The sequence below is a fragment of the Allorhodopirellula heiligendammensis genome (assembly GCF_007860105.1).
Classification (GTDB): domain Bacteria; phylum Planctomycetota; class Planctomycetia; order Pirellulales; family Pirellulaceae; genus Rhodopirellula; species Rhodopirellula heiligendammensis.
Genome location: NZ_SJPU01000003.1, coordinates 698,413 through 724,561 on the forward strand (window position 1 = coordinate 698,413; position 26,149 = coordinate 724,561).

General features: G+C 56.9%; 13 protein-coding genes and 1 pseudogene. 2 read left to right on the plus strand and 12 right to left on the minus strand.

Annotated features, from left to right (window positions below; all coding sequences use genetic code 11):
* Nucleotides 1-359 precede the first annotated feature (359 nt).
* A complete protein-coding gene (locus tag Poly21_RS22535; protein ID WP_146409278.1) occupies nt 360-3,170 on the minus strand; it encodes an ABC transporter permease in 2,811 nt (936 codons plus the stop codon).
* On the minus strand, nt 3,167-3,919 hold the full coding sequence (locus Poly21_RS22540; protein ID WP_146409279.1) for an ABC transporter ATP-binding protein: 753 nt from the start codon (nt 3,917-3,919) through the stop codon (nt 3,167-3,169). The genes Poly21_RS22535 and Poly21_RS22540 overlap by 4 nt, the downstream gene beginning before the upstream one ends.
* 282 nt (nt 3,920-4,201) lie before the next feature.
* On the opposite strand from Poly21_RS22540, the gene Poly21_RS22545 reads away from it, so the two are divergent.
* Nucleotides 4,202-7,264 (plus strand): FtsX-like permease family protein, encoded by a 3,063-nt coding sequence (locus tag Poly21_RS22545; RefSeq protein WP_146409280.1) that lies wholly within the window; start codon nt 4,202-4,204, stop codon nt 7,262-7,264.
* A gap of 163 nt (nt 7,265-7,427) precedes the next feature.
* Here Poly21_RS22545 and Poly21_RS22550 read toward each other — a convergent pair whose 3' ends face one another.
* Nucleotides 7,428-8,273: a PA4780 family RIO1-like protein kinase gene (locus Poly21_RS22550; protein WP_146409281.1), complete on the minus strand. Its 846-nt coding sequence runs from the start codon at nt 8,271-8,273 to the stop codon at nt 7,428-7,430.
* 581 nt (nt 8,274-8,854) lie between these two features.
* Here Poly21_RS22550 and Poly21_RS22555 point away from each other — a divergent pair.
* Nucleotides 8,855-9,259: pseudogene (locus tag Poly21_RS22555) on the plus strand (3-keto-disaccharide hydrolase); the annotation flags it as partial.
* Nucleotides 9,260-9,513: 254 nt separating this feature from the next.
* On the opposite strand, the gene Poly21_RS22560 reads toward Poly21_RS22555, so the two are convergent.
* The 9 genes from Poly21_RS22560 to Poly21_RS22595 all read right to left on the minus strand — a co-directional run bounded on the left by Poly21_RS22560 (nt 9,514) and on the right by Poly21_RS22595 (nt 25,755).
* Nucleotides 9,514-12,171, minus strand: coding sequence for a right-handed parallel beta-helix repeat-containing protein (locus Poly21_RS22560; protein WP_146409282.1), 2,658 nt, complete (start codon nt 12,169-12,171; stop codon nt 9,514-9,516).
* Between the two features lie 187 nt (nt 12,172-12,358).
* Nucleotides 12,359-14,278, minus strand: a complete 1,920-nt coding sequence (locus Poly21_RS22565; protein ID WP_146409283.1) for a M56 family metallopeptidase — start codon at nt 14,276-14,278, stop codon at nt 12,359-12,361.
* A gap of 24 nt (nt 14,279-14,302) precedes the next feature.
* Nucleotides 14,303-14,695, minus strand: coding sequence for a BlaI/MecI/CopY family transcriptional regulator (locus tag Poly21_RS22570; protein WP_146409284.1), 393 nt, complete (start codon nt 14,693-14,695; stop codon nt 14,303-14,305).
* Between the two features lie 138 nt (nt 14,696-14,833).
* Nucleotides 14,834-15,619, minus strand: coding sequence for a hypothetical protein (locus Poly21_RS22575; protein WP_302120215.1), 786 nt, complete (start codon nt 15,617-15,619; stop codon nt 14,834-14,836).
* On the minus strand, nt 15,588-15,902 hold the full coding sequence (locus Poly21_RS27845; protein WP_302120218.1) for a hypothetical protein: 315 nt from the start codon (nt 15,900-15,902) through the stop codon (nt 15,588-15,590). Before Poly21_RS27845 ends, Poly21_RS22575 begins: the two co-directional genes overlap by 32 nt.
* A 106-nt stretch (nt 15,903-16,008) precedes the next feature.
* Nucleotides 16,009-16,578 (minus strand): hypothetical protein, encoded by a 570-nt coding sequence (locus Poly21_RS22580; RefSeq protein ID WP_146409285.1) that lies wholly within the window; start codon nt 16,576-16,578, stop codon nt 16,009-16,011.
* A 90-nt stretch (nt 16,579-16,668) separates the two neighbouring features.
* Nucleotides 16,669-21,393, minus strand: coding sequence for an RHS repeat-associated core domain-containing protein (locus Poly21_RS22585; RefSeq protein WP_146409286.1), 4,725 nt, complete (start codon nt 21,391-21,393; stop codon nt 16,669-16,671).
* A complete protein-coding gene (locus Poly21_RS22590) occupies nt 21,394-22,074 on the minus strand; it encodes a PspA/IM30 family protein (protein ID WP_146409287.1) in 681 nt (226 codons plus the stop codon). It abuts the gene before it with no gap.
* A gap of 33 nt (nt 22,075-22,107) precedes the next feature.
* Complete coding sequence (locus Poly21_RS22595; RefSeq protein WP_146409288.1) at nt 22,108-25,755, minus strand: DUF2157 domain-containing protein; 3,648 nt, start codon at nt 25,753-25,755, stop codon at nt 22,108-22,110.
* Nucleotides 25,756-26,149: the final 394 nt, after the last annotated feature.

Genomic DNA, 26,149 nt, shown 5'->3' on the forward strand with positions numbered 1-26,149 from the left:
GAGCGCGGCAAGGCTGGAGGCTATCCTCTAGCGCCCTCCTCAGCCGCACTTTATCGGTGAGCTCGGTTGCTTGCTTGGGATGGTTCTATTCGTAACAACATTCTTTTCCTGCGAGTTTCGTTCGCATAGATCGTGCCACTGGATAGGTGAAATGAGCTAAATATCTGTAGCCGAGTACGGCATTCGACAGAATTGGCTGCGATATCGATTGTTTGCTGTGAGGAAAAAACGCTAGCTAGGTCGAACTACGAGCTCGTCAAAGTTTCGGCCAGTGGCAGGGGGTGAAAGAGACACCGCACGTGATGGAAAATCCGCCGTACCTCAACCTCCCTATGCCCAACCTCCCTGATGCGACCGGATCACATCGCGTCGCTGCCAACTTGCAGTAGTTCCATCGGGCGTGTCCTGCCAATCGAGATCGCGGGCCACATGGCAATCGCGATGCCGAGAAGGAGGGCGAACGCCAAGGCCGCGATAACGGGTGCCCAAGGAATCACCAGTGGCGGGTGAAGCCCACCGAAAAAGCTGAGATATTGGGCCATGCCGCACCCACACCAGCCGCTGAGAATCCCAAACCCTAAGCTGAGGAAGGAGGCAACGAGAGCGATGAGGACGCCTTCGACGATGATTGCTTTTGTCAAGTCCCCAGCTGTGATGCCCATCGCACGCATCACACCAAATTCCCAGCGGCGGGCGCGGACTGATGCCAGCATCACATTGACGACGCCTAGACAAGCAATCAGTAGGGCAATCAGCGGTACATAGCTGATCACCCACAGCCAGCGACGCGCCCCGCCTTCGAGTTGCTCGCGGATTCCCTGCACGGTAACCACCCGCGCGCTGATCGCCTGATCGTCGACGTCGCGATCATTTTCCCCTACGGTCGATGTCAGTATCGACACGGTTGATTCTTCGATTTGCTTTAAATCGGGTAAACCGTTGGCGTAAGTGAACCAAATGTGAGAGGCCATTTTGAGGTCGAAATCCTGTGATACCGAGTCATAGTCAGCAAAGATCAATGCTGCTGCGCGGTGGGTACGCGGCCTGAGGCCGGTCATCTTTGTCTGCCAGTGCCAGCCAGGTAGTTTGACGGCTCCGGCAATTTCATAAACAGCTCGATGGCCGGCGTTACGGGGCGGATCCAACGCGATCGTGTCGCCAAGTTTTAATCCGGTTTCAGCAAGAAAGTGGTCTGGCACCACGCATGCATGCCCCTGCCTCATTCTCGCGACTGCTGTCGCCGGGCTGCCAGCGACCCATTCCAAACGCAGCAGCGGCGAGACGCCCGCAAACGCGCCACCAGGATCGAGACCAACGATCACTACATTATCTTGACGCGTCACGGAAGCTCGCTCGGCGCTGTTGGTCAAATCGTCAACCAATCTTGGCTGCTCAACGACGAGCGGCATGCACTGAGTCGCATCAATACCAGGCAACTCAGCGAACTCGTCAACGCGGTCGGGAGGCAAACCAGGCTTGAGCATCACGATGGCATCGGGAGTCCAGTCACCGGGAATGAACGCTGCCAGCATGGTCGCGCCCCAGACTTGAATGCCAATGAACAAACTTAGCCCGAACGCCATCGAAACCGACGCGCCGACCGTCCGCCAAATATTGCTGGTGATTTGACAGGCCAGTAGCTTGGCGTCGATCCGAAAGAGGTGGGCGAGGATGGGACTGAACCAACGATCGACGAAAACCACGATCGCCGGCGCGATCAGAATGAAACCAATCGCCATGCTTACGAGCCCAACTGCGGTCGCCCAGCCAAGATGCTCTTCCTGCGGCGTGATGACGAAGCTGAGCAGTGGATTGAGGGCCACCAGCAAAAGTCCCACGACGACCCATGTCCGTCGCATTGACGCCTCCGGTGTATCGAGGCGTCGCGGAGTCATGGCGTCAATCGGTTTCACCTGAGTTGCGCGGTAAACAGGAACGATCGCGGCGAGCGATACGCCGCCGATTGCGGCAACTATAGCCAATAGCAAGCTATGCGAACCCAATCCGATTCCGTGATGCAACAACTGGTTAAACCACGCTTCGACAATCTGGAGTAGCGACCAACCGACAGCGACCCCGAAAATCAGCCCGAGAAGGGCCAGTGCAATTCCCTCCATCAGGACGAGCAAGCCAATTTGAGTGCGGGTGAATACGACAGCGCGAAGAACGGCGTACTGGCGAATTCGCTCAGTCACTCCCATGCTGAGCGCGCAGTAGATGACCAGCACGGCAACGAGCATCGCGACTGCCGTCGCCGCATACGACTGCAGCCGAACATTCTCGGCTGCGGCGGCTTGGTCGAGTGCCTCTTCTATTTCGAAAGCCTCTTGGAACTGCAGCGGCGTCGCGTAGCTGCTCAGCCGAGGTGCCCAGCCGAAGCGAAATTGCGTGACATCCGCTTCGGGGTTCATTGCCACACCAACCAAACTGATACGGTGAGGTCGGCTAGCTATCCGTTCGGCAGTTGAAATTGGAATAAAAGCTTCCGCCGTACTTGGGGTGAGCATTGGAATGCCTGCCCCCTCGGCTCCCGGTAGTGCGGGCGCGTCGAAAATCCCCACCACTCGGAGCGCCTGCTCCGATTCACCATCGGCACCAGGGCGTGGTAATTCGACGATGAAGATGTCATCGACTGCCAGGCCACGCCGCTCGGCGACGTCATCGCGCAACACGACCTGCATCGCGTCGCCGCTGTCAAAGTCGAGCCAGGATCCTGCCGTGATGTCGAAAGGCGTCTCCTGAGCGTCTGTCGCTAAGAACAGCAGGCTGGGCAGGACACCTTGAGGCCCCGTGCCGGGACCATCGAGATGACGCTTGTCACCGGACCGCTGCGCGGTTGGGTCAGCGTGCACCAGCTCGTCGCTGGTGGTGCGGATACCGAATCGATTAGCCCACATCGGTTCCACTGCCATGACGGCTGCGTCTTGGCGAAGCGGCATCAGGACTGCAGGCGTCACGAAATCATCTTCGTCAGCGCTAATTGGTGCGATCGCCAACTCATAGCGGCCAAGAGCTAAGTTCGCGTAGTCATCGTATGTCCGGTGCAATGCGTCGTAGCTACTGCTGATCCAGATCACCATGCAGACGGCAGCTGCAATGGCGATGGTAGTCAGAGCGACGCGTGTCAACCGTTCTCGCAAGAGCGCAAGAGTAACCCGGAGAACTTTCACCTGACGACCTCGCCTTCAAGCGTTTGATGATACTCTTTGGCGAGCGATTGAGGATCACGCCGACCGTCCGTCACGAACTCAGCGAGGTTATTGCCGTCCTTGAGCACCACCACACGATCTGCCCACATCGCCACGTGAGGTTCATGTGTCACCATCACGATGGACCGCTGTTGGTCGTCGACCAATTCTCGCAAGTGTCGACAGACTTCCGCGCCCGTGACCGAATCCAGACTGCCGGTGGGCTCATCGGCGAGCAATATCGCAGGATTGCAGATCAGAGCGCGAGCGATCGCTACCCGTTGTTGCTCGCCGCCCGAGAGTGCGGCCGGTTTATGGTTGCGACGTGCGGATAGCCTGAGGCGATCGAGCAGGTCATCGATTTCCTGATCGAGATTCTCTGTCGATTCAGCAGGCAACCGAATGTTGTCTTCCGCAGACAAGCTGGGGAGGAGGTTGTGAGATTGGAATACGATACCGAGTCGGCTCCGGCGAAACTTGGTGAGTGCCCGGTCAGTGAGCAGGGAGAGATCTTGGCCGGCGATGACAACTCGGCCCGCGTCGACATCGATCAGACCAGCAATGGCATGCAGAAGCGTGCTCTTGCCCGATCCTGAAGCGCCCATGACGGCCACGAACTCACCTTGCTCAACCGTCAAACTCACGTGGCGCAGTGCGTGGATCGTCGTGGCTCCCTGACGGTAGGTCTTGCCGATCTGATCGGCCTGAAGAGGTAGTATTGGGTCGGGCATATTCACGGGACTGCGTTAGTTTCCAGAGGACGTTTTGCAGCGGGTAGCTTAAGCAATTTGTGGCGGTGACAATTCCACCGCGGTCGATGGAAATTGCGTCGCCCATCGGCCGCGTTTTTCAGTGTCTTAACCGTGTTTCTATGTCTGCGGGGTAAATGCACGTGGTTGGCGCATGGATTGCATTTGGCGCGCCGCGACGGGCTCGACTATCGGTGATCACCGAGCAGCGGACACGTCACGATTTTCTGGCCACGTACGAACATTCGAAGAAGCATTCCACCAATGACCAGCCTACGGTTCCTCGCTGCCCTCGTCCTGTCGCAAATGCGCCTACATCCAGGGCGTGCAGTCATCACCACACTCGGGGTGGTCGCGTCAACTTGCGCCGTCGTGTGGGTGGTGAGTGGTTACGATGCTTTGGTGTCTCAGTTCGATGACAACGCGGGCAAGTATCTTGGGCGGTACGATGCGTTAATCATTCCACAGGGTGGCCCGCCCGGATCACCGACGCCAACGATCGAGCAATCGATCATTGATAGCTTGCAGCACGACGCGGGCGTGTTGGAGATCAATCCCATCAGCAACTCGCGTGTATCGGTGACACGGGTGCGGCGAGACACTGATGATGCCGAATCGGAATCGTCGTTAGGCTTGCTCGTGGGAAACCGGCCGCCGGTCAATGGCGCACCGCCCGTCGGACCAACGCTCGTCAGCACGCCCGCAGCAGATGCACCTTACGAGCTCGTCAGTGGCAATTGGCTCGGCAATGACCCCGAAGCACGCTCGGTAGTCGTCGGCGTGGATGTTGCGCAGGAATTGGGGGTCGGCGTCGGTGATGATCTGCTCGTCACGGCACTCGCGAATCAACTACAGCTCACTGTCGTCGGGTTGGTAGAACAAGCACCCGAAGCACCCGCCCTCGGTGGCGGCGGTCGTGGTCGCCGCGGTGGTGGCACCCAGGGCGGCCCAACTGTCCGCGGCGGCAGAGAGGCGGGAGGTGGTCGACAAGATGGTGGACCAGGATCCAGTGGGCCAGGATCCAGTGGGGCAGGTGATCGTGGACTAGGAGACAGTGGATCCAGGGCAGCAAATGTTAGAACGGCCCACCCTGGAGACCCGGCAGGGCAACGTGCACCACGCGAGCAATCCGCTCAGACGGAGACGAATCGGATGGGGCTTCCCAGTGGATTCGTGCAGGGCATCGCCACGAGCGCGATCTACGTCCGTCCTGCGTTGGCATCCCAGATCAATGGTTTCCCCGCGCAGCCCCAAGTACTGCAGATCGCGATGCGGGACACGGTTTCGATGGATCAGTTTCGCAGCGTTTGGCAAGAAAAGTTAGCGGCGAGCCGACCGCCGCTGCAACTCATTGATTTTGCTGCTGTGCGGGGTGGGATGGAGTCAAGTCGTTCCGTTTCGGGCCAGCAGTCTCAGGCGTGGGCGGCAACGGGAATGGCATCGCTGGCTGCGATCTTCATTATCTTCTCGACTCTCAGCATGGGCGTCAGCGAACGCGCCCGCGAGCTGGCCATGATGCGAGCGATCGCACTGAACCGTGCCCAAATCGCTGGAATCATTGCGATTGAAAGTATTGTGCTCGCCCTGATTGGTTGGGTGGGAGGCCTCATAGCCGGGTGGCTGTTAGTGATAGTCGGTAGCCGCGTGCTCCCCGGCCTGTTCAGCTCGGGGGCCGTGCTCGGTTGGGTTTGCGTTGCGCTCACCGGGATAACGGTGCTGTTGGGCGCTCTGGGGGCAGCCGTCCTACCGGCTTGGCGGGCGATGCGGATCGAGCCACTTGATGCGATGTCGACGCGTGTTGCAACGCCGCGTTTTCGATGGTGGGCGGTCCTAGGGGGCATGGGCCTGTTTCTCGCGGCGGTCACCCCACTTTCTGTATTCGTTGTGCCGATGTCCGATCAATGGCGAAAGTGGTGTTACTCGTTCATCACGTATCCAATCTTATTGTTAGGCATGATTCTCTTGGCACCCGCAGTTGTGGTGATCTGCGAACGTATCTTCTCGCCACTGCTGACAGGGATGTTGCGGCTCGATGGTCGGATGATGAAAACGCAATTGTCGAGCAATCTATGGCGATCTGTGAGTGCCACGTTGGCACTCTCGGTTGGCCTCGGCCTGTATGCGTCGACACAGACGTGGGGGTATTCCATGCTGCGACCGTTCACTCCAGGAGACTGGTTGCCGGACGCGCTCGTTGCCTTTCACCCTGTGGGGTTGGATGAACGCGATGAAGCGCTGATCACGCAGCTCGACGAGGTGAAGTCGGATGAAGTGATGCCGCTGGCGATTGAGCAGGCCAAGTTTGACTGGGGGCAAGATGATCCGCCGAGCCGGCTCAAGTTCGGTGACAACGGAGTGATTTGCGGGCTCGACCCAGACATCGCGTTTGGTGAGACGAATCCGATGTTGCCTGTCACGTTCATTTCTGGATCCTCCGAGTCAGTACGGAAGGCGTTGGCGAGTCGCAACGCTTGTGTCGTCTCCGAAGACTTTTCGATGGCGACAGGGCGCGGTGTCGGGGACACGATTACATTGATCCCACCGAATGCCGATAGTGAGCGCGTGAACTATCAAATCGCGGGCATTGTTTCTCTACCCGGCTGGCAATGGGTGACAAAATTTTCAGGTGTTCGACGCCATTTTGTCCGGACGGGAACGCTCATCTTTGCTAACCGCGAACGCGTGCAGACGGACTTTCATCTGCATCGCAGCGAGTTCTTTTGGCTGAATTTCCAGCCAGATACTGACCTGGCTGCCGCCGAAGCCAAGTTTCAAACGATCGCAGAGCGGCATGCGGGAGAATCATTCACGGCTGATGGAATGGGGGAGGTGACGGCGTATCGTCCGTTCGCTCGTATGACGGCAACGGAGACCGTTCGCAAAGCAATCAACATGAGGGCCGACGATATGATTTGGGGCATGAGTTACCTGCCGCTCGTGACTTTGATGATCATGTCCCTTGCGGTAGCAAATACCGTGATTGCATCGGTTCGTTCTCGGACCTGGGAGTTTGGTGTGATGCGTGCTGTCGGGGTAACACGCGGTCAGTTGGTGCGACTCGTCGTTATGGAGACGCTGCTGATCGGAATTGCAGCATGTGTACTGAGTCTCGCCTTCGGGCTGATTGCGGGTTGGTGTGGCGTCGGCATGGCGCAGTTTGGTGGTTGGTTCGCCGGACCGCCCTCATTCATGATTCCCTGGACACAATTGGCGATTGGATTTGCCATGACGATTGGCCTGTGCCTGCTCAGTGGGTTATGGCCCGCCATCCAGACCGGTCGTGCTGAGCCTCTGCAACTACTGCAGTCAGGCCGTGCAACGCAATGACGTCTGCGGCGACTTTCGCTCAAGTTCGAAACCTCCGTTTCGATTTCGGAAACTCATCGAAACGGAGAGCACGCGATCGCGTTTCTAAATTCAAGACGTTTGTTACCACTGCGCTAGCGAGCAGCGTCAACCGCTAGGCATCGAGCGGTAAACGCTGGCCCTCTCAACCGTTCTGCATACGATCCTGACGGGCCATTTCTTCTTCGTACGCCATGTCGATCAAATGCAGGACCGAATCGACGTCGGCAGCTTTCGTTGAAAATTTGAATTTGCCAGTCAGCTTCAGATCTGGATCGAGTTCGCTCTTTTCGTGTAGCTCCCACATCTCCTCGGCGTAGTGGGAGCCCGCCAACTCGGGAGCATACTGGGCGTAGTACTGGGTGATATTCCGAACGTCTCGCTGCAGCATGGACTTCGCATTGTTGTTCCCCGATGCGTTGACGACCTGCGGGAAGTCAATGATGACAGGGCCCGTTTCATCTTGCAGAACATTGAACTCCGAGAGATCACCGTGCACCATGCCAACACACAGCATCCGCAATACGTAGATCATGACCGTAGCGTGATCCTTCACGGCTTGTGCGGCCGACATCGTGATGTCGTTCAACCGGGGGGCTACACCGCCTTCGCCATCGGTGATCAGCTCCATCAACAGCACGCCGTCAAAAAAGCCATAGGCCTTCGGGACTCGGACACCCGCGTCAGCGAGCTTATACAACGCGTCCACCTCGGCCCGCTGCCAAACGTCCTCCTGTTGATCTCGGCCAAATTTAGAACGCTTTTCCATCGCCCTCTGTCGGCGGCTGTTCCGAATCTTTCGGCCTTCCTGGTACTGCACTGCGTTCTTGAAACTGCGTTTGGCAACATCCTTGTAAACTTTGGCACAGCGGGTCTCATTCCCGCAACGCACCAGAAAAACCTGGGCCTCCTTGCCGCTCATCAGCGAGCCCAAGACTTTGTCGACGAGCCCGTCTTCGATGAGTGGCTTGATACGCTGAGGGACTTTCAAGATGGTACCGATTGGGAAAGCAAGGAGCTTTCACAGGAAAGAGGGGAGTGAATGGTCAGGAGACAGCGTCCCTGAAGTAGCACCGCGTCCCAGGCGTAAGGTAGCATGATGCTGCAAAGGTGGCAAAGAGGCTCAAGATTGTAGCCATCTTGGGGGGGGGCGGAAGTATCGCGTGGCTGCCAAATTCTCTCACCGTGATGATCTCACTCCCACCGCCCTAACGCGACGAAAGGTAGGTTGACGCGATGCCTTTCGCCCTCACCGGTTTGTCGAACCGAGACGTAGGATTCGGTTTTTTGATGACGCAGCGGATGCGACAATAACAATGTTGATGTCCGCAATGGTCGCGAGATCGCGGTTGTAAAGTTGCTCCGCCGTGACTTCGGCAGTTTCCCGGGCACTGCCAATCGGCTCGGGAAATACGATTCACCGACGTTCCAGTGAGTTCGGTCAGGTATCACAATCCGTTCGCTCAACTCGATATCCGATCATCCCTGGCCGTCGGGGGGCATTGACCTGCACTTGGATTCACCGCGAAAGTCAACCAAAATCAATGTCGGACCGTTCCCGACGGCGTCCGACTTCCTAAAGGTATGGAAGTTCAGATGCTCGAATTAGACTGGGTCAATCAGCATCCCTTGAAAAATGGCGAGCCCAACCATATTGGATACATTTCCGGTGAATTGTTCGGTGCCGGTGGACTCACGGCCACTCCTGACAATCCACGTGGCAGTCGCAGTATGTCTTTCGAACTGCGTTGCAAAGGTGCAGGTCAATGGAATGTCTACGATGTGGTTTGCGTCGATGGGACGGTCAAGTTGGCGATCAATGGCAAATTCGTCAATTCCATTCGTGATTCGTCCGTTCGAAAAGGCTATTTATGTCTTGAATCAGAAGGATCCGAGGTCCATTTTCGTAATATCCGTATCCTCGAGTTGCCGCCGGGGATCACGACACCGGAACAGATAGCAAAAGTGGTCGAGTAGGTATCAGCTTACCGTCTATCGAATCTCTCACTCGCAAAGTTGTTTGATCGTCCTAGCTGTTTACTTACGCCCGCATAATCGTTACCAATTGTGCGAGCACACGATCGCCTGCGCGAGTTGAGTCCCACTGTCACCCACATGCTCATGGGCCTCGCTCGTATTGTCTTCAGTGGCCCTGAGAGCTGCAATTGCGGCGAACGACAATCTGGCGGAGAGCACTGGCCAGTTCCGACGAAACAGATTTCATGACGGGATCAATTTCCTACTTGGAGATCGTCGATCCAAACAACTGCGTCGGCGTCGGCCTGACTAACAAAACCCAGCCAGTCGAGCGCGTGCCAGTCTTCACTTCCATTCGCAAGAGCCGCGAACCGTCGCGGTTGAGCGTTGGGTAAAGTCACCGTGAGATCCCATGTTCCAGCGGCATCGCCGAGTGGAGCCGCAATTTCAAATTTGATCCACGCATCCACTGGTAATTGAAGGAGCTCGTGGCTGCCGACGCGAAGTTGATTGTTCTCAATCCACAGTGACGGGCCTGTACGATACGGCTGCGACTTGTCACGCCACTCATGTTGAAACACCGCTCCGGGCCCCAGCTTGATCGAAAATTCGCAGTCGCTAATACCTTCGCGATGTGCCGGTGCGATGACGAACATCGGAAAATACCGACGTGACAGCTCAGGAGCGTCTGTCATCCGCAGCGCGAAGCGTCCGGACTGGGCGGTGCTCGTTTCAACAATTTCAATCCCGGGTCGGCGAGCGTCCTGGCTTATCGAAGTGGCAACGGGTAGCTCGCCTGCCTCGAAATCCTCCGCGAACGCGAGCACGGGCGTCGGCGGTGGCGTTTGCATTTCTGGAAACGTCATCCGTTTCGCTTTCGCGACCCAATCGGGATCACCATACACGCCAGCTTGCGAGGCGTCGAAGGGCACAAAACCGATCTTCGCCGCGGGGGAGTTTTTCTCAAGTCGAAAATCATCTCGCTTCGCATCGACAAACAGCGGATCGGCGACGATGGAACCGGCGTCTTTACCTGTCGCCTGCCACTCCGCAAAGGTCATACCGCCAAAGTCAATCGGTTGGCCGTCGGTGCGCCAGTAGAGGTTATGATTCAGCGCGACGTTGCCGTCAGTCCAAGCACCGTGAAAGAGCTCGCCTGAATCCCATGTTATGATGTTCCTTTCCAGCGTGAATGACAGATGGTCCTCCACACGCGTACGCCTGACTTGGTACTCACGGGCGTACGCGAGAATGTTGTTGCGAATTATATTTTCGCGACCGTAGTGCTGATGGTATCCGCCCGACTTGGTGCGATAGACGAGATTGTTTTCCATCACGATACCAGTGCTACCTTCATCGTTGTAGAGCCCCCAGCCGCCATAGCCCCAGGCCAAAATATCGTGGATGACGTTGTGGCTGACACTGGTGCCCGCTGACGGTCCAAGCGTGTAGACGCCGCCCATGTCGCTGAGCCACCCCCAGCCGAGATGGTGAATGTGATTGAACTCGATACGGTTTCTAACAGAGAGACTCTCCGCATAACCCCACCGCCATCCGACCGAAATGCCAGTGTAATAGAGATCGGCGATCTCGTTATGGGTCACCACATTGTCACCGGATTGACCAACCCAGATGCCAACTGCACACGGGAAAATACGACCACCATGCCGGATAAAGTTGTTGTCAATTGTGATCCGGCTCGTTCGCTCATCCTTGTCGGCGGCGATCCCGGTTTCACCAATGCGAATGCCGCCAGCGCCGAGGTCGTACAGGTCGCAGTGCGTAACCAGGCAATCGCGACAACCTTTGCGAAACCACAGACCATAGGTCGCAACATGCCCAATCTCGCAATCCTCGAAAGTGACGTGACGACAGCCGTCGATCTGCACGGCAGCCTCAATCGAAGCAGCCGCTTGCGTCGGTTCGAATCCCTGCGGAGGAGTCTGCCAACCGGTGTGCTGAAAGTTAATTCCCCGGAACGTGAGGTGCTCGACGAATTCTCCGGCCGCCGCATCGCCCGCAATTTCAATGAGTTTGTCTGCAACGGGTGCGATCACGATCGCCTCTTCAGGGCGCTCACCGGGCCGCGGCAAGTAGTGCAGCGTGCCGCGCTCCTCGAGAAACCATTCGCCCGGCTCGTCCATTGCAGTGCGATAGTTCTCGAGTACGTAACCGGTGTCTTTGGTCAGCGGGTTCCATGATTTCATCTGTCGCCCGGAGGTTGAGAGTTTGCCGGCGTCCACATCAACACCGTCTAGAAACTTCCGCGTATTATCCCATTTGTGGAACAGCAGAATTTGAACGCGAGCGAGTTCCGTTTCGGAGAGGTTACCTAGCGTCGAGAGGTCATTTGGGTCGGCGATCAGCGTTTGCCGGGCGATCGTCTTGGAATTCCCTCCTTGGGTTTCCTCGTTCCGTTCGCGCGCATTGCGGAGATAGTAGAAAAACGCATCCGGTTCGCGAGCGCGCACGGCGCGGCGATCGTTTACCCAGAGCTGTTCGAATTGCCACTCCGGATCGATATGCGCCGTCCAGGTCCCATCCGCTTGCACTTCGAAACCATCGATCACCCGGCCACCGGAGATCACCGGGCGCGCCCCAGGGGCGGCCTCATAGGTGACTGGTGCCTCGGCCGTGCCGGAATCTTCGGCCGTAAATACGGTGGCCGATTCGATGGGATAAGTTCCCTCAGAGATGATCACACGTACCGCTTCACCAACGTCGAGTTGGCGGATTTTATCCCGGGCCTCGGCGATCGAGCGAAGCGTTCCGTCTGGAGAGACTCTGAGCACCCGTTCCGCGTTGGCCGTGCTTCCCAGCCACAAGAACACTGCCAACAAGGCGAATGAAATCAGTGCATGCACATCAGCATTGGGGCCCACGTTAGCATTGGGGCCAGAGAACTTTGGCATATCGGATACTACATTGGAATCGTTGGGGCGGTCGCGTTCATGACGCGTGACATCGCCAACAATGATACCAGTTGAGAGCACCAGCAGGTGCTCACAAGGAGGTCGTGGATCATATTAAAGATCCGTCATGTGAAGAGGATCTCTCGGTTCAAATGAGTAAGAATGGGGGACCGAGGTGAGCAGGCGTTCATTCGCCCGGCTCCGCTGCCCGCTGTTTCTGTTGGAAGACCTGGAAGGCGGTTTCGATCTTTCGCAAGAATGTTTCCACTTCGTTATGGACCGCTTCGGTTGTCGAGACGACCAACACATTGTCGATCATGGAGGCCGTGCTCGATCCCCCGGACTCTTTCCACATATCCGGTTGAACGTTAGTCGTCAGTGCAGTGAGGATCTTCTCGCTACGATCGGCAAGCTCGATGGGCAGGGTGTAGGTTTTTAGAGTTGGGTTCTTCTCGGCGACCTCGACTGTCGTGATCAAGATGACCTCGTCCTTGATCATGTAAGTCAATTCAAGTTCGCGCAACATCAATTGTAAATAGCTACTCAAGCTGACATTTCGCAAGCCAATGGTGACGGGCGTATCGTCAGTCAAGCCGATCCCTTCCAGCGCCAGGTTATCGATGATAAACGGGACATCCGTTATTTCAGACAAGATTCCAATTGCTTCGCGGAGACGAGCTTGTTTGAATACTGATGAGACTTCGCGACGAAGTGCGGTGCGAAGTCTATCTTCAACGGCTTGACTGCGTTCTGCTTGTGTCTTCGAATCCTTCAATGAGGGCATTTTTCCGCGGAAAAATGGATCGACAAAGGGATCGTCTGAACTGCCATCGAACGGGTCGTCAGATCCAAATGGATCGTCGTTTCCGCCAAAAGGATCGTGGCTGCCACTTGAACGATTGTTGCCACCGCCAAAAGGATTGCTGATCGCCTTGTTTTCTACCTGGCGAGGTTCATCTTTCCCAACTGGCTTATCGTTGCCGGCAGGCGACTCCTGCGTTGGTGGTTGCTCAGCCTCGAGCTCTGGGGCAAGCGTTAACATTCCCATTGGCAGTGACAACAGGGCCGCAGCGGCGAGCCAATACCGACCGCGAGAAGAAACGGTTGGCGATGCAGTGGATCGGCTGATCTGGTGCATGCGACGTACCAATGAGTTTGAATCCCCGATCGCGATCATGAGCGGCATGACGGCCTCGTCTCCATGCGAACGCGCAGTTGCACCCGATAGGAAATCGACAGTCTTGAGCATCGCCGAAGCGTAATCACGGGCGATGCTGGGGTTCCGCGAGATCACGCAGGCATCGCATGATTCATCCGCAGCCTCCTGGATTTTGCGTCGTGCGAACGGCACGATGGGATGCCACCAAAATATTGCTCCAGTAGCAATCTCCAGCAATCGAACCCAGTGATCGCCGCGTCGCAAATGAGTCAACTCATGTGTCACGACCGATCGGAGTTCACTTTCGGTCAGTTGCTCGATCAGCGCTAACGGCAGGATTAGGTTTGATCGCCGCCCCAGCGAAAAGACGCTGGGGGCGATCACACCGCGAACCAACAACACCTCCGGCAAACGCTCAAGTCCGATCTGCTCTGCCTCCGATCTGACAAGGTCCACCAAGTCCGGCGGTGCTGACTTGGATCTACCCAGCCATCGCTTGAACCTGGAGTACCGGTAGATCGTCACACTGAAGACGCCAGCGGCGACACCAAGCCAGACGATCCCCAGCCAAGGTATCAATTTTCCGCTCAGCCGCGATGATGGACTCGCCGCGACCACGTCGCGGCCTTGCAATTCGCTCGCTGGTATCGTGCCGGCCTCCACCACATCGATCCGAATTGCTGACGGTTCGCTGTCACGCAGCAAATCATTGTGGGCATCGCGGGGTGCCATTGTCGTAACTCGGGATGCGCTCGTGGGCATTTCCGCAGTCACCCAATAGATCGGCGGCACGAGTAGCTTGACTAAGACCAGCACCCACAAGGCATGCGTCCAAGCGGGATACCTCGATTTCCGGGTGATCAACAATACGACCAACGCCAGTCCGGTTGCCAGCACCGCGTTGCTTACTCCGACTTGGAACAGACTCGATTGCAGATAAGTGAACATCGATAAGCCTTTGCAAAGTGAGATTTACTTCTTGGTTCGGTTGCCAAACAGTTCGTCAAACAGCTCATGGAGCTCCCGTCGTTCCTGTGCCGAGTACTTACGATTCTTCAGTAGATTAATCAGCAGCGGAGTGTGGGAGCCGTCACAGATGTCTTCAGCGACATGCTGCAACCGCCTCGCAATGAGATCATCCTGACTGATCGCCGCAGTAAACCGATGCGCGATCTGGCTCGAATCACGCTTAACGAGTCCCTTGCTTTCAATGCGTGAGAGCAGTTTTTTCACCGTGGCATAATGCGAGGGCGAACCCTCCGGATAGATCAAATCGGTGATCTCACGAATCGTTGCCGACCCGTTCCACAGAACCTGCAGCACAGCCAGTTCGGCATCGGTCACGTCAGCGGGTTTGATTGCCATAAAAAGCCCATCGAAAGGCGAGCAGGGAGACACCACGTCACACCCATTGTGAGACATGGTGTCTCCGGTGTCAACTAAGAAGGATATGATTGGGTGCATTTCCCTAAAATGGACGCTGAAGACAAGCGATTTACGGGATTAGGTCGCCAAGGCAGGAGAGTCTTCAATTTTGATGCTCATGTTTTCCGGTTCCCAGTCCCAGCTGTCATGGGCTTCGGTGCGACGGAACTCCGATAGGTCCGACATTGCTTGATCCCATTGATCAGGAACCACTTGGCTGCGTACTTGAAGCATCGACTCGGCATGTTCACTCAAGTCGCTCTCTTCGAGTCGCTCGCAGATCGCGGCTCGAATGGGGTTCAAATCCACGTACGCCGCACATGCCAGCAACGAGGCTTCATCGGTCAACCGGGTGGCTTTGTAACGATCTTGGAAAAATCTGCCGTGTTCTTCGTCTTCACGATTTGCCCGCATGGCCACACGCTGGCACAGCAACCGCATCCACCAGCTGATATCGCTCAGCCTGCTACGAATTTCCTCCCGTTTGATCGGGCAACCCGCGATCGAGTTAATTTCAGGCTGCGTTGGTTCCATGGCCGTGCCATCCGGCTTGCGGCGATGCGGGCACAGCATCAACCAGCGGCGAGCGACTTCCTCGTCGTCCCAGGTCGCCACCACGTCGGGGCGCGAGCGCAGGATCAAATGAAAGTGATTTGAGAGCAGACTAAAGCACAGCAGGTCAATCCCGAAAGAGGCTGCGAATTGTTGCAAATACTGTTCAATCCATCGCTTGCGATGGTCGAAGTTCTTTCCAGAGACCGGGTCAACTCCCATCAGAAAGCAACGCCTGACGGTGCGGCTAAACACATGCGCCACAGCAACTTCAGCGGGATCAAAAACTTCCGCTCGACACATCCGGGCCATCTCTCACCTCGATCGGCTTCGAACTCGGAAAACTCAACCAAATCATCATTACCCTGAAGAGCGGCAAGTCAACACCTGAAAAGGAGCTATGTCCCCAGACTCGGGATCTTTGGGCCGCTTCCAATGAGAACAATTCGACGGGGTACTTCTGCAATCCTTCATCGACGATGCGAATGAACGCATCGTAGTCCTCAGGCTTCTTGAAAATTTCATTCCGATCATTTCCACGATTCAGGGCATGGTAAATGATCCCCGCTTCGTCAGATCGCTTCTGCCGGGGCATGGCTCGCCTCACGGATAATTGCGTAGAAAGGCTCATTTTGAACGACTGAATCAGCTAAAACTACCCCCGTCACCTTTTCTTTTCCGGTGGCCTCGTCAAGCGTCGTTCACTCCGGTTCATTCGGTAGTTGCTCCGAAACTACCCCCGTCCCGTTTGATTTCCCATAAGGGCCTTCCTCTTCGACCCCCTCAGCCAGACCGTAACCCACAAGTTCACCATCGACAAATGGCAGCTCAACTAAATCGTTACTAAGCCCCAAGCTATTGACCAAACGTGATTTCTCAATCCTTTTAAACACCACGTGATTCGACCGCTTAGAAGCGATATCCGAGGAGACGAAGCATGGCGCGAAGCTACGTTTGATCTTGGGCTCCTCCATGATTACAAGTTCGGCAAGCAGTCTTTTGTTGTCCTTCTTCACTCGAACTACTCTCCCAACAACATCGCCGAAATAGATTACGTCGATACCTGGCTCGAGTCCCTCAGCGATGGGAAAGAGGACATGCAGTCTAATCCCTGACTTATCGTTGAACAGGTTTCGGCTAGCAAGAAACATGAAAACGAAAGAAACGGCGGCCACTGCGACGGCGACGATAACCATGTAGATTGAACGTGTGTGCATCTCACAAAACGACTTGATATGGTAGGCTGACGGATGAGAAAGCATGAAGATCAAGGATCAAACTCAACGATATCGAATATGCGAATTCACTAGGCGACAAAATAAATGCCTTTCCATTAATGCTAAGCACAAGTTGTGGCGAACTTAGAAAGCGCCGGAATCATAGGGTGGTAGCATATATGGGATGTCTTCACCTAGAGTGTTGTTACACTTTAAACGCTTGTGCTCATTCTCAATTGGTCCCAAGAATGGGGATATTCCCATGCAATGATCAATTAACAGGCCTGCATTTAAGATGCAGCAGTTCTCTGCACGTTGGCAATCATCTTTGCAGCCGTCTGGGTCCTCCCAGAAATAGAGCTTGTCGCACTCTTTTCGGCAGAGAAGAACGTGTTGCTGACAATTATGAGTTTGTCTCTTTGCGATTGCCTCGCAACGTTCAGGCAGCCCGGGCACTTCAGTTAGGTCAGGAGGGAGGTGGATACACCCGCTGGCAATAGCGGGCCGCCCACCAATCCCCAATCGAATGCGCCAGTCGTCGTATCCGCCGCCAGAGAAGATGCGAAATAGGTATTCATTGAACGATCCCCCCGGCACCCGAGCGACCACGCTAGACATACCCTCTGGATCAGTGCAGTCCAGCGGATTGGACCGGCAATAACCAAACAAATTCCACTTGCTCCCCTCGTACCCAATCGGGTCTCTGGAGCTAAACCTACCCAGTTGCGCGTCGTACCAGCGGTTACGGAAGTAGTACATCGCTGCATCCGGTGTCCACTCGCGACTGGTATACGTGTAGTGAACACCGTAACTGCTAGCCGCTCGCGGCGTGAAGTTGGCCGCGAAGATGGTCAGGTTACCGTACGGGTCGTACTCGTAGCGCTCTTGCACGCTACCTGAATCACTCACCACCGCCGTCGTGTTCCAGTTCCCATCGGCCAGGTAATACAGTCGCTCAGTCAAGAGTCCACCCGACGGCGAGATGTCACGGTCGCGGAGTACGAGATCATCTATGTAACGCATGCCCCACACATATTGTCGGCGAGGCGTGTTGGAGGTGTCGACATGTTCCTCGACACACTGCCAGGCGTCGGTGAAGTAGTATTCACGCGTCCTCGCGAGTGTTCCCGAGGTGTACTCCTTGGCAACGACGCGGAAGTTGCGGCCGTCGAACTGGTTTTCTAGGAGCACGTTCGAAGTCGCATCATCGACCAGCTTCGTCATCCGGTTCCACGCGTCAAACGTCGCTGTCATCGTCGCATCGGTGCCCAGGTCCGGACGCGGGTTCGTTGTCGTGTTACCGTTCCTGTCGTAAACGGGAGTCGCCCAGATGTCGCTCGGCGTGTTGCTGATGTCCGTGATCTCGTTGACTTCGTTTGCAGTGCGCGTCTGATTGAAATCCCAAGTTCCGTCGCCGTTCTCGTCTTGCCGGAACTCTTTCCAGTTACCTGTCGAGTCGAGCATCCAGCACTGAGCGGCGTCGAGCGAAGTGATCGCGGTGTGCGTGCCATTGAGCTGGCCACGCTGGGCAGACTGCAGGCGATTGAGCCCGTCATACTGATACAGCCAGTCGTGTTCCCGATTGGGATCCGACGGGTTTTCTCGCCACGTGCGGTTACTTGCCCGATCATAGCCGTACTCGATCCGGGATAGATCGGTGCCTGCCGAGACATCTCGCCAGCGGACGTCCTTTACCCGACCGAAGCGATCCAGACCGCTGTAGATATCGCCAGTGTCGGGGTCGGTCGACAGGGTTGGCGAGATCAGCGTGTAACGGAGATCGGCCTGTGTGCTGTCCTGTTGGACGAAGGTGCCAAAACCCAGGTATTCGTAGGCGGCCAAGACGGTGGAATCATCATCGATCAGGCTGGACACCTGGTTCAGTTTATCGGTGATCGAGCCACTGCTGCCGTAGTCGAGCGTGACTTCTCGCCCGTTGGGATAGAGCGTGGCGGTGGGACGCAGCACGTTCCCGCTGCCATCGGTGTACGACCGTCCCACGCTGGGTGTCGAGGCGGGGTTGACCGCGCCGCTGTGCGACTGGAACGTTTTCGTCACTTGTCCGAACCCATCGAACTGCCGGGTGATTTGATTCTCGATCGATCCGCTACCGACCGATGCATTATTATAACAGGTCACCGCCGAGACATTCCCGCGAACATCGTAGGTTTGCTCCACCCGGCGGATCGCTCCGTCGACGCCTGCACCCAAGGTCGTCACCCGGTCTTGCGTCTGACGACCGAGGGCGTCGAAGTCGTACTGGCGGGTCGAACCGTTTTGATCCGTGAGGCTGGTCCGCTGGGACTGGCGGTTATACGTGTAGCTGACGCTATCGGACGTGCCGGTCGAATCCGGATAGATCTCTCGACGCAGCAGGCTGCTCGACGCGATCGCGCTGTCTGAAAGCGTGGTGCCGTAGATGTACTGCGTCACCTGATTGCCGGTGGAGGCGTTGACTGCGGTGAGCGTTTTGAGATCACCGTCGGGTGTGTAGGTGAACTGCACGGTTTGGTTTTGATCGTCCGATGCCGTGCAGGCCGTGCCGGTGCTCAAACTGGCCGGTGGATCGACCACGTTATCGATCGTCTCGATTTGACGACTGGCCGCATCGTAAATGGTCCGCGAAATCTTGCCGGCAGGGTCGATGGTGTCGCGCAGTCGACCTGCGTTATCGTAGACTTGCCGGGAGACCAGGATCGTATCGCTGCTGGCGGGGATCGTGGCCGAACGGGTCAGGGCCGTGCCACCGTTGGTTCCATACTCGGCCGAGGCGATCATGCGGCCCACGGCGTCCGGGTAGCTCGCTGAGTACTCAGCGCGTGCATTGGGCGTCGCCGAGGGCGAGCCCAACTCACCGGTCTGGGCGGCCGGGGCATTGTGGTATCGCTGCCGCCTGGAGGCTTGGATCGAGTTTCCCGCGTCGTCGTAAGCCATGTCCGTTTGCGAGAGGATCACGTCGCCGGTGACGCTCAGGGCATCGGCATAGGTCGTGTCGTTGCCATAGCCGGTATACGAGTGGACCATCCAGCCCGTGCTGTCGAAGACCTGTTTGGTAAAGCGGCTCGAACCTCCCGGCATGGATTTGACGGGGTTGCCGACCGCATCAAACCAGGTATTGCTGGTGATCGGGTTGCCGACCGTGCCCGTGTTGGGATCGACTGCATAGCGACTGGACTGGTAAACCCGTCCCAGGTTGTCGTACTTGGTCACATTTCGAGAGACGAGATTACCGCTGGCGGAAGTATCGTAGCGGTCAGACTGGATCACCCGGTTCAGGTTGTCGTAGGTAACCCGACCAAAGGCATCGAGTTCCCCGTTGGTGTCCACGCGGCGGTTGCGCCAGTCATAGGTGAACGCGGTGGTGCGGGTGTTGACGCCATCGACGTAAGCGATCTGGCTGGTCAGGTTGTTATCGCCCCCGTCATTGCCGCTGTCGAAGACAGAGCCGCTGACCTGGACCATGTTATTGCCCGAGGCACCGCCGCCGGTCGGGTCGGACTCGGTAGACCCAGTGTCATTGGTGCCCACAAAGATCGCCACGACGTTGTCGCGAACATCGTAAACACGTTGGCTGATCGTGCCGCCGGGGGAAATCTGCAGGTTCTGCCGCTTCTGGCTGTCGTAGCCGTAGGTTGTCTGGTCGTAGTTGGTCCCACTGGTTCCTTCGCCAGAGGCCGGGATGGTGTGATAGACGCGTGTCGACGAGACCAAGCAGCAATCCGTGTACTGCCAAGTCGTCCAGCTCGTGAACGACGCTTGCGAGAACGTATCGGTGGGCTGCAGACGGCCCGAGGTTGATCCGCGCGGCACTTGGATCTGCTCCAGAATATTGCCGCGTGCATCCCGTTGCTGGATATTGACCGGGTTGATCAGCGTGTAGGTGTAAGCAGGTGCCGATCCGGTGGCGTAGCCGCTGGCGGTCCAGGTCGCGTGCTCAGCATCTTTGTAAACCGTCCAGCGGGCACGTCGCACCGCAGTAGCCGTGCCGCCGATGTCGATCGTGTGGACAGGGCCCAGTTGTTGGGTTGTGCGTCCCCGTGAATCGATCTCGTAATCAGAAATCAAGTGTTTTCCACCGCCGCTCGGTGTGCTCCAGCCCGCTGGCACGCCGGAGAGCAACGAGGTGTCGGCATCGTCAATTCGCTGCAGCATCGCTCCGAGAACTTGATCGTAGAACATTCGCGTGATGAACCCGCGGGCGTCCATCGACCACGTCAGGTTACCCCGTTCATCATAAAACTGCTTTTGAGTGGTCGCGGTATTGGGACCGTTTTGGGCTGTTGTCACTACTGGCAGCGTGATGGTCTGCTGCTTGACCTGGACCGTGTCGGTGTACCACTCATAGGCGTACGTCGTTTCAAGTGGTTCGGCCCCGGCATCGTCACGGTACCGAGTCTGCTTGGCGATCGGATAGATCGTCGCCCCGCCACCGGTTCGTTGGGTGTATTCCAATTCGCTTTGGAGTACTGGGGTCCCGCCGCTGCCCTGCTTCAGTGATGTCGACTCCAGGTAACCTTCAACTGCACCGCTTCCCGTGGTCGAGTAGTAACTACGCAGCTTGATCAGACCCTCTGTGGATCGCAGCGTGATCCCGAGGTCTGCATCACCCTCATCAAAACTAATCACGGCGGAGGGCAATGCCACTTGCAGGAGTCGCCCCGCGTCATCATACGCGTTGGCACGTAGCCACTGATCGGCCCCAGAGGTGAGCACACTGAGCAGGCCCTGTCCGATGAAGTTGGTGTAAACCGTATTGACGGAACCTCCCGGACGCGTCTCGGTGGTCTTGCGGCTCCAATTGTTGTAGCCATCGGCATTCAGGCTTTGCTCGTACGCAAAGGTGTATGGGCCAAAGGAAGGGCCGCGCACTTAGTCAGCCGATTGCATGCGTGCCTTGAGGCTCGCGAGTTCATCGCTGAGTGTTTGCTCCTGCTCCTCTTGTTCGAATCGTCGCTGCAGGTCGTCGCATTCGCTCTGGTCGCCGTCGAGACGCTGCCATGCTTCGCTGACAGCTTCCTCGCGATCGACGCGTTGCTGCAGTCGGTTGAACTGGGCGAAGGCGGATTGGCTGTCGGCCCGGTCGATCACGGAGTTGATCTTATTCGTCGTTGACGCCCGAGCGAGTTTCGCGCTCAGCAGTGTCTTTTTCTGTTTCGCCTGGCGGATTTTGTCTTCCAGGTTGCGAACAGAGTCTTGGAGTTTGTGCACTTCGAATGCTTGCGCGGCATGTTCGCGGGCGTATTGATCGGCGCGGCCTTGGGCGGCCAGCTGCTGTTTGAGAGCAGCTTTGGCCGCATCGTCATCACCACGTTTGACTGCGGTGGCGGCGCGATCTGACCACACCGTTACCTCAGCCTGCTCACGCTCGACAGTCTTTCGCATCAGGATTTCGTCAGCGATCGCTTCGGCCACTGATTGTTTTACTTTCGCCAGTTCATCTTGCATGTCCAGAATGAGCTGGTGCAGCATTCGCTCTGGATTTTCAACACTTTCGCAAAGCGAGCTGATATTCGAACGCATGATGAGACTGAATTGGGAAAACCATTTCATGGGAACTCTCCAAAGAAGGGGGGATATCAATACTTATTGCCAGGTCGACAATTCATCGCTGAGGATCCGGATCCGGCTGAGCAGGCTCTCTCGGTAGTGCTCGCAGGCCGCACCGATCGCGATCACCGATGCGCCGATGACCAATCCAGTCACCCACAGCATGCCCGGGTGATCGATCGAGGATCGGATCACCATCGCGACCAAGTCGACGCACAGGAACGCCGCACCTACATGAATGAGTGCCCGTAATCGCATTCCGATTGCGAGCAAAATTACGAAAACGGACAGAATCATGAGTGAGACAATGTGCAGCCAGCTGCCACCGAGGATCTCGAAACACGGTGACACCAAAATCGCTAAGCCACCGAGATACCGCAGCGGATCATGAGCGGACTGTGGAATGTCGACTCGTAAGAGTTCGACCAAGCCAATCACGGTCAATCCAATAGGTATGAGATACATTTGGGGATCGGTCAGCGACCAGGATGCAAGCAGAGTGCAAATACCAAAGTTCAGCATCGCCGCGGCACCCACGACATACCTTCGGCTGGCGTTCACTCGTCCGTAGGCAAACCAAATTGCCGCTGCGGCGAAGATGATCAGTAACTCTGTGGGGCCGTAGGCAAAGTCAAACAGGCTCCACAACGCTGCGAACAGGGGCAGCACAAGACCGACGACAGTGGCGGTGCGTGCATATACGTTCAAGCTTGCATGGCCGGTTGCCCGCCGAGCGAACACCAACAGGCCCGCCCCAGCGGAAACGCACAGTATTCGCAGCAGGAGATGGGGTACAGGGATCTGCTGGTGCCAATGAAACCATGCCACCAGCAAGGCAGCCACTGCGCACATGGCCCATACATGCTCCTCTAGCTGCCGACGCAGAGCGGCATGGCACTCGGCACATAGGGCAACGAGAAGTGATGTGACGATGATGGCTCGCTCATATCCGGCAAACCCAACCGAAGCCAAGCAAACCACAAAGAAAAGCAGTGCCAACGCCCGCAAAGCGAGGCTCCAAAGTCGACTCACCGTGGCATCTAACTTTGATTCACAGTACTCAAAGGCGATTCCGGCGGCGACGGTGGCGGCCAGCATCCATACGCAGGCCGGCACGATCAACTCGCTGGTGGGAAGCGTCACGATGAACCCGCCGAAACCGGCCAGCATGGAGGCCGACTGGATGAGTTGAATGCTGCCTAGTATCGCTAGTCCGGTGTGGTGTTTCGCCAGGTCATGGGCAAAGCGGCGATGGACCGTCAACAGCGTGAGAATCGCGACCGCGGAGCTGGCGAGTACCAGCGGCGACACATACAGAATTGCCAGCGGAGCGATCATCGCTAGCCACATGGAACTGATGCCGATCACCAGCGGTTGACCGAGGCGGTTGCCGCGTACCGCGACGGTGAGCATCGCTGCCGAGCTCACCGCGTAGGCGAGCGGCAAGGCCTCATAGCTGAACCAAGTGGGCATCAGCACACCAATGCTGACTCCCGCTGCGACAGGGCCAATCAGCAATGCCGTTGTCGTCGCCAGTGGGCTGCGAAACAGGATCGCGTTGGCGACGATGATGGCGACAACGATTGCCCAGCCGGCAGGTAAGCTGGAAACGTTCAGTGTGAGCGTCGCCCACAATAGGGCCGGAACGTAAGCGAACGCTGCCGCCAGAACGAATAGCGCCAGCGTCAGGTCGGCCAGGGGTAGCAACAACGCCGCGATACGAGTTGGGCAACGAAAGTTTCGACTCTTTGTGTGGTATTCCAAGAAGCGTTTTGATGAAGCATCGATTTGCCAGGCACGCAGGACGGTGTGGGCGACCAGTGACACGACTCCCATGCCAATTGAAAATATAGATAGCAACAACTCGTCGGCTCGTGCGTTGTGGGCGACCTGCAGCCCCACCGAGCTGAGGATGATGAGCCACATCCAGATTCCACTGAGGTAGTTCTGTAGCCGAAGGGTGAGTCGGGCGAGAGACACGGTGACGACCGCCATGACGATCCAGTCCAACCCATCGAACACAGGTAGGGCTGGCAGGTGGTTTCGAGTCAAGATGCTGCCTACCCAGGCCACGCTGATCGAGATCGTGATGGCTTGCCCGGTCACGCAGAACCAATTCACAGGGTCACGGTGATCGAACAGCGACGTGCTGAGAAAGCGATCGAGCATCGGGAGGCTGCTGAAGGCTAGCCCGAGCAGGCTCAGGCCGATCAGCGACCACCGTAGATCTGCGTGGAACATGTCCATGGCATCTGCAAAGGGCAGCCACGTGGCGACTGCTAAGACGAGGCAGCCCGTGGCCGCGAGCATAAAGCGGCGGTCGCGGAAGATGACGCTGTAGAAGACGAAAGCAAATGTGCTGGCGGCGCTGACGATAAACGCCGCTTTTAGATTCATCAGCGAAAGCAGTACTAAGAACGCTGACACACCGCTGACAAACTGTTTGAGCGGCACCTGGAATTCGCTGTGTTCGTGACGGCCCAGCCACCGGCTCGCCACTGCGAAGCCAGCGAGGAGCGGGAGATAGGTAAGTCCGTAGAAGGCGACCGGCAAGCGGTCTTCCTGAACAGCGGATGCCGCACCCGCCTTGAGCGTGCTCACGAGATCTCCACACAGCGTTGGAAGTGATTGGTAGGCGATCGCCACCAAGATCAAGCCGATCCAGACGAATCCACGATGCCGTGTGTCGCGACCGATCGTGAGCATCAGGCCTGCGGCGATGATGGTGGTAGGGACGACTGCTCGCGTCGCGGCACCTGTGAAGGAGAATCCATGGAATGAAAACAGCACGCCGACTGCAGTCAGCATGAGTCCGGTCAATAATGGCGCGACAATTGACCAGGGCAATGGACGGACGAGGTCGCCGGTGCGTTGGCGAAATACATCTGCGATCGTCTTGGTCGTCATCAATACAGTGCTCGCCAGCATCACGAGACCCAAACCAAGCCAATGCAGTGGCACGGCTTCGATCGTTTTCGTAACTAGCAAAACGACGCACTGTGTCGCCAAGATGGCGATCGGCAGAAACCCGAATACGCGCGGCAAGTTATGCTCTTCGGTTAGCCAAAAAACATGACGATTGACTCGCACAACCCCGATTGTCATCACCAACCAGAAACCAACTGAGAACAACACGGCGAGCCATGTGGTGTTGATCACTGGCATCGCCCCAGCCAGACACAGCAGCATGTAGGCAGCGACGAAGGCAGCTTGCCGTCCGTGCAGCCAATGTGAAAAAATGCGATCGCCAGCAAATAGCATGAAGCCCGTCGCCGGCACGAGCAGCAGCAGGGTCAATGCCGAGTTGCTCCATGAAAGCGTGTCGCCGGCTAACCACGCCAGAGACAGAAATCCGATCGGAATCAGGATCAGTGTCAAACACCGGAGTACTTGCGCGGTTGAATGGAGTCGCATCCGCCGCCCGCAATACTCCGCCGCCCCAAAAATGCCCGCGGTGTAACCGAGAATGGTTAAAAACTTCAGCGTCACCGGTAGGCTCGCCCATTGTCGCGTGACCAGCATCAGGGAGGAGGCCGAGATGATGGCTGCCCCAATAACCAGCATCCACTGGATACTCGATTCCTGCAGAAAACTATCCATCAGTCGCTCAACTACTGACCTCGTCCGCTGCGTGCGTTGAGGCGGTGGTGGAGCGAGATCGCTTGGTGGTGCATCGGTAGCCATGGCCGTTGACCTGCGGGGCTGAAAGGAGGGGAAGTGTGTAGCTTCCCAGAGCCTGGCCGGACGTCGGTGTGGCGCGAGGTTGAAAAAATTGTCGACCTACGGTCCGCCTGTAGCGAAAACGGAGCTCCCGATTAGCTCAGGCGGGCGGAGCCGGTTGGCGACGATGCGGGAGGGAGTGCGACGGTGTCGCGATTGGACGCCCCTGCTCACCTGGCTAGACCCAAGCAAATCGGGTCTGCCGTCTTATACGTATCCAATCGGATGATAAGCACCTTCCTTCAGCCAACCGCCGGGGACTACGGGCGAGCGGGGTGCGTGTGACCCTTTACGGCGTCGCATCGAATTGATTCGCGGGGAGTTGCGAAAAATGAATCCAGCTGCGGCGACCAAAGAC

Excerpts from the sequence above, each read along its gene's own strand:
- Poly21_RS22570 (WP_146409284.1), bottom strand. The coding sequence starts at position 14,695 with ATGGCAATCAAACCCGCTGACGTGACCGATGCCGAACTGGCTGTGCTG.
- Poly21_RS22575 (WP_302120215.1), bottom strand. The coding sequence starts at position 15,619 with ATGGCCCGGATGTGTCGAGCGGAAGTTTTTGATCCCGCTGAAGTTGCT.
- Poly21_RS22540 (WP_146409279.1), bottom strand. The coding sequence starts at position 3,919 with ATGCCCGACCCAATACTACCTCTTCAGGCCGATCAGATCGGCAAGACC.
- Poly21_RS22565 (WP_146409283.1), bottom strand. The coding sequence starts at position 14,278 with ATGTTCACTTATCTGCAATCGAGTCTGTTCCAAGTCGGAGTAAGCAAC.
- Poly21_RS22595 (WP_146409288.1), bottom strand. The coding sequence starts at position 25,755 with ATGGCTACCGATGCACCACCAAGCGATCTCGCTCCACCACCGCCTCAA.
- Poly21_RS27845 (WP_302120218.1), bottom strand. The coding sequence starts at position 15,902 with ATGCCCCGGCAGAAGCGATCTGACGAAGCGGGGATCATTTACCATGCC.
- Poly21_RS22545 (WP_146409280.1), top strand. The coding sequence starts at position 4,202 with ATGACCAGCCTACGGTTCCTCGCTGCCCTCGTCCTGTCGCAAATGCGC.
- Poly21_RS22560 (WP_146409282.1), bottom strand. The coding sequence starts at position 12,171 with ATGCCAAAGTTCTCTGGCCCCAATGCTAACGTGGGCCCCAATGCTGAT.
- Poly21_RS22590 (WP_146409287.1), bottom strand. The coding sequence starts at position 22,074 with ATGAAATGGTTTTCCCAATTCAGTCTCATCATGCGTTCGAATATCAGC.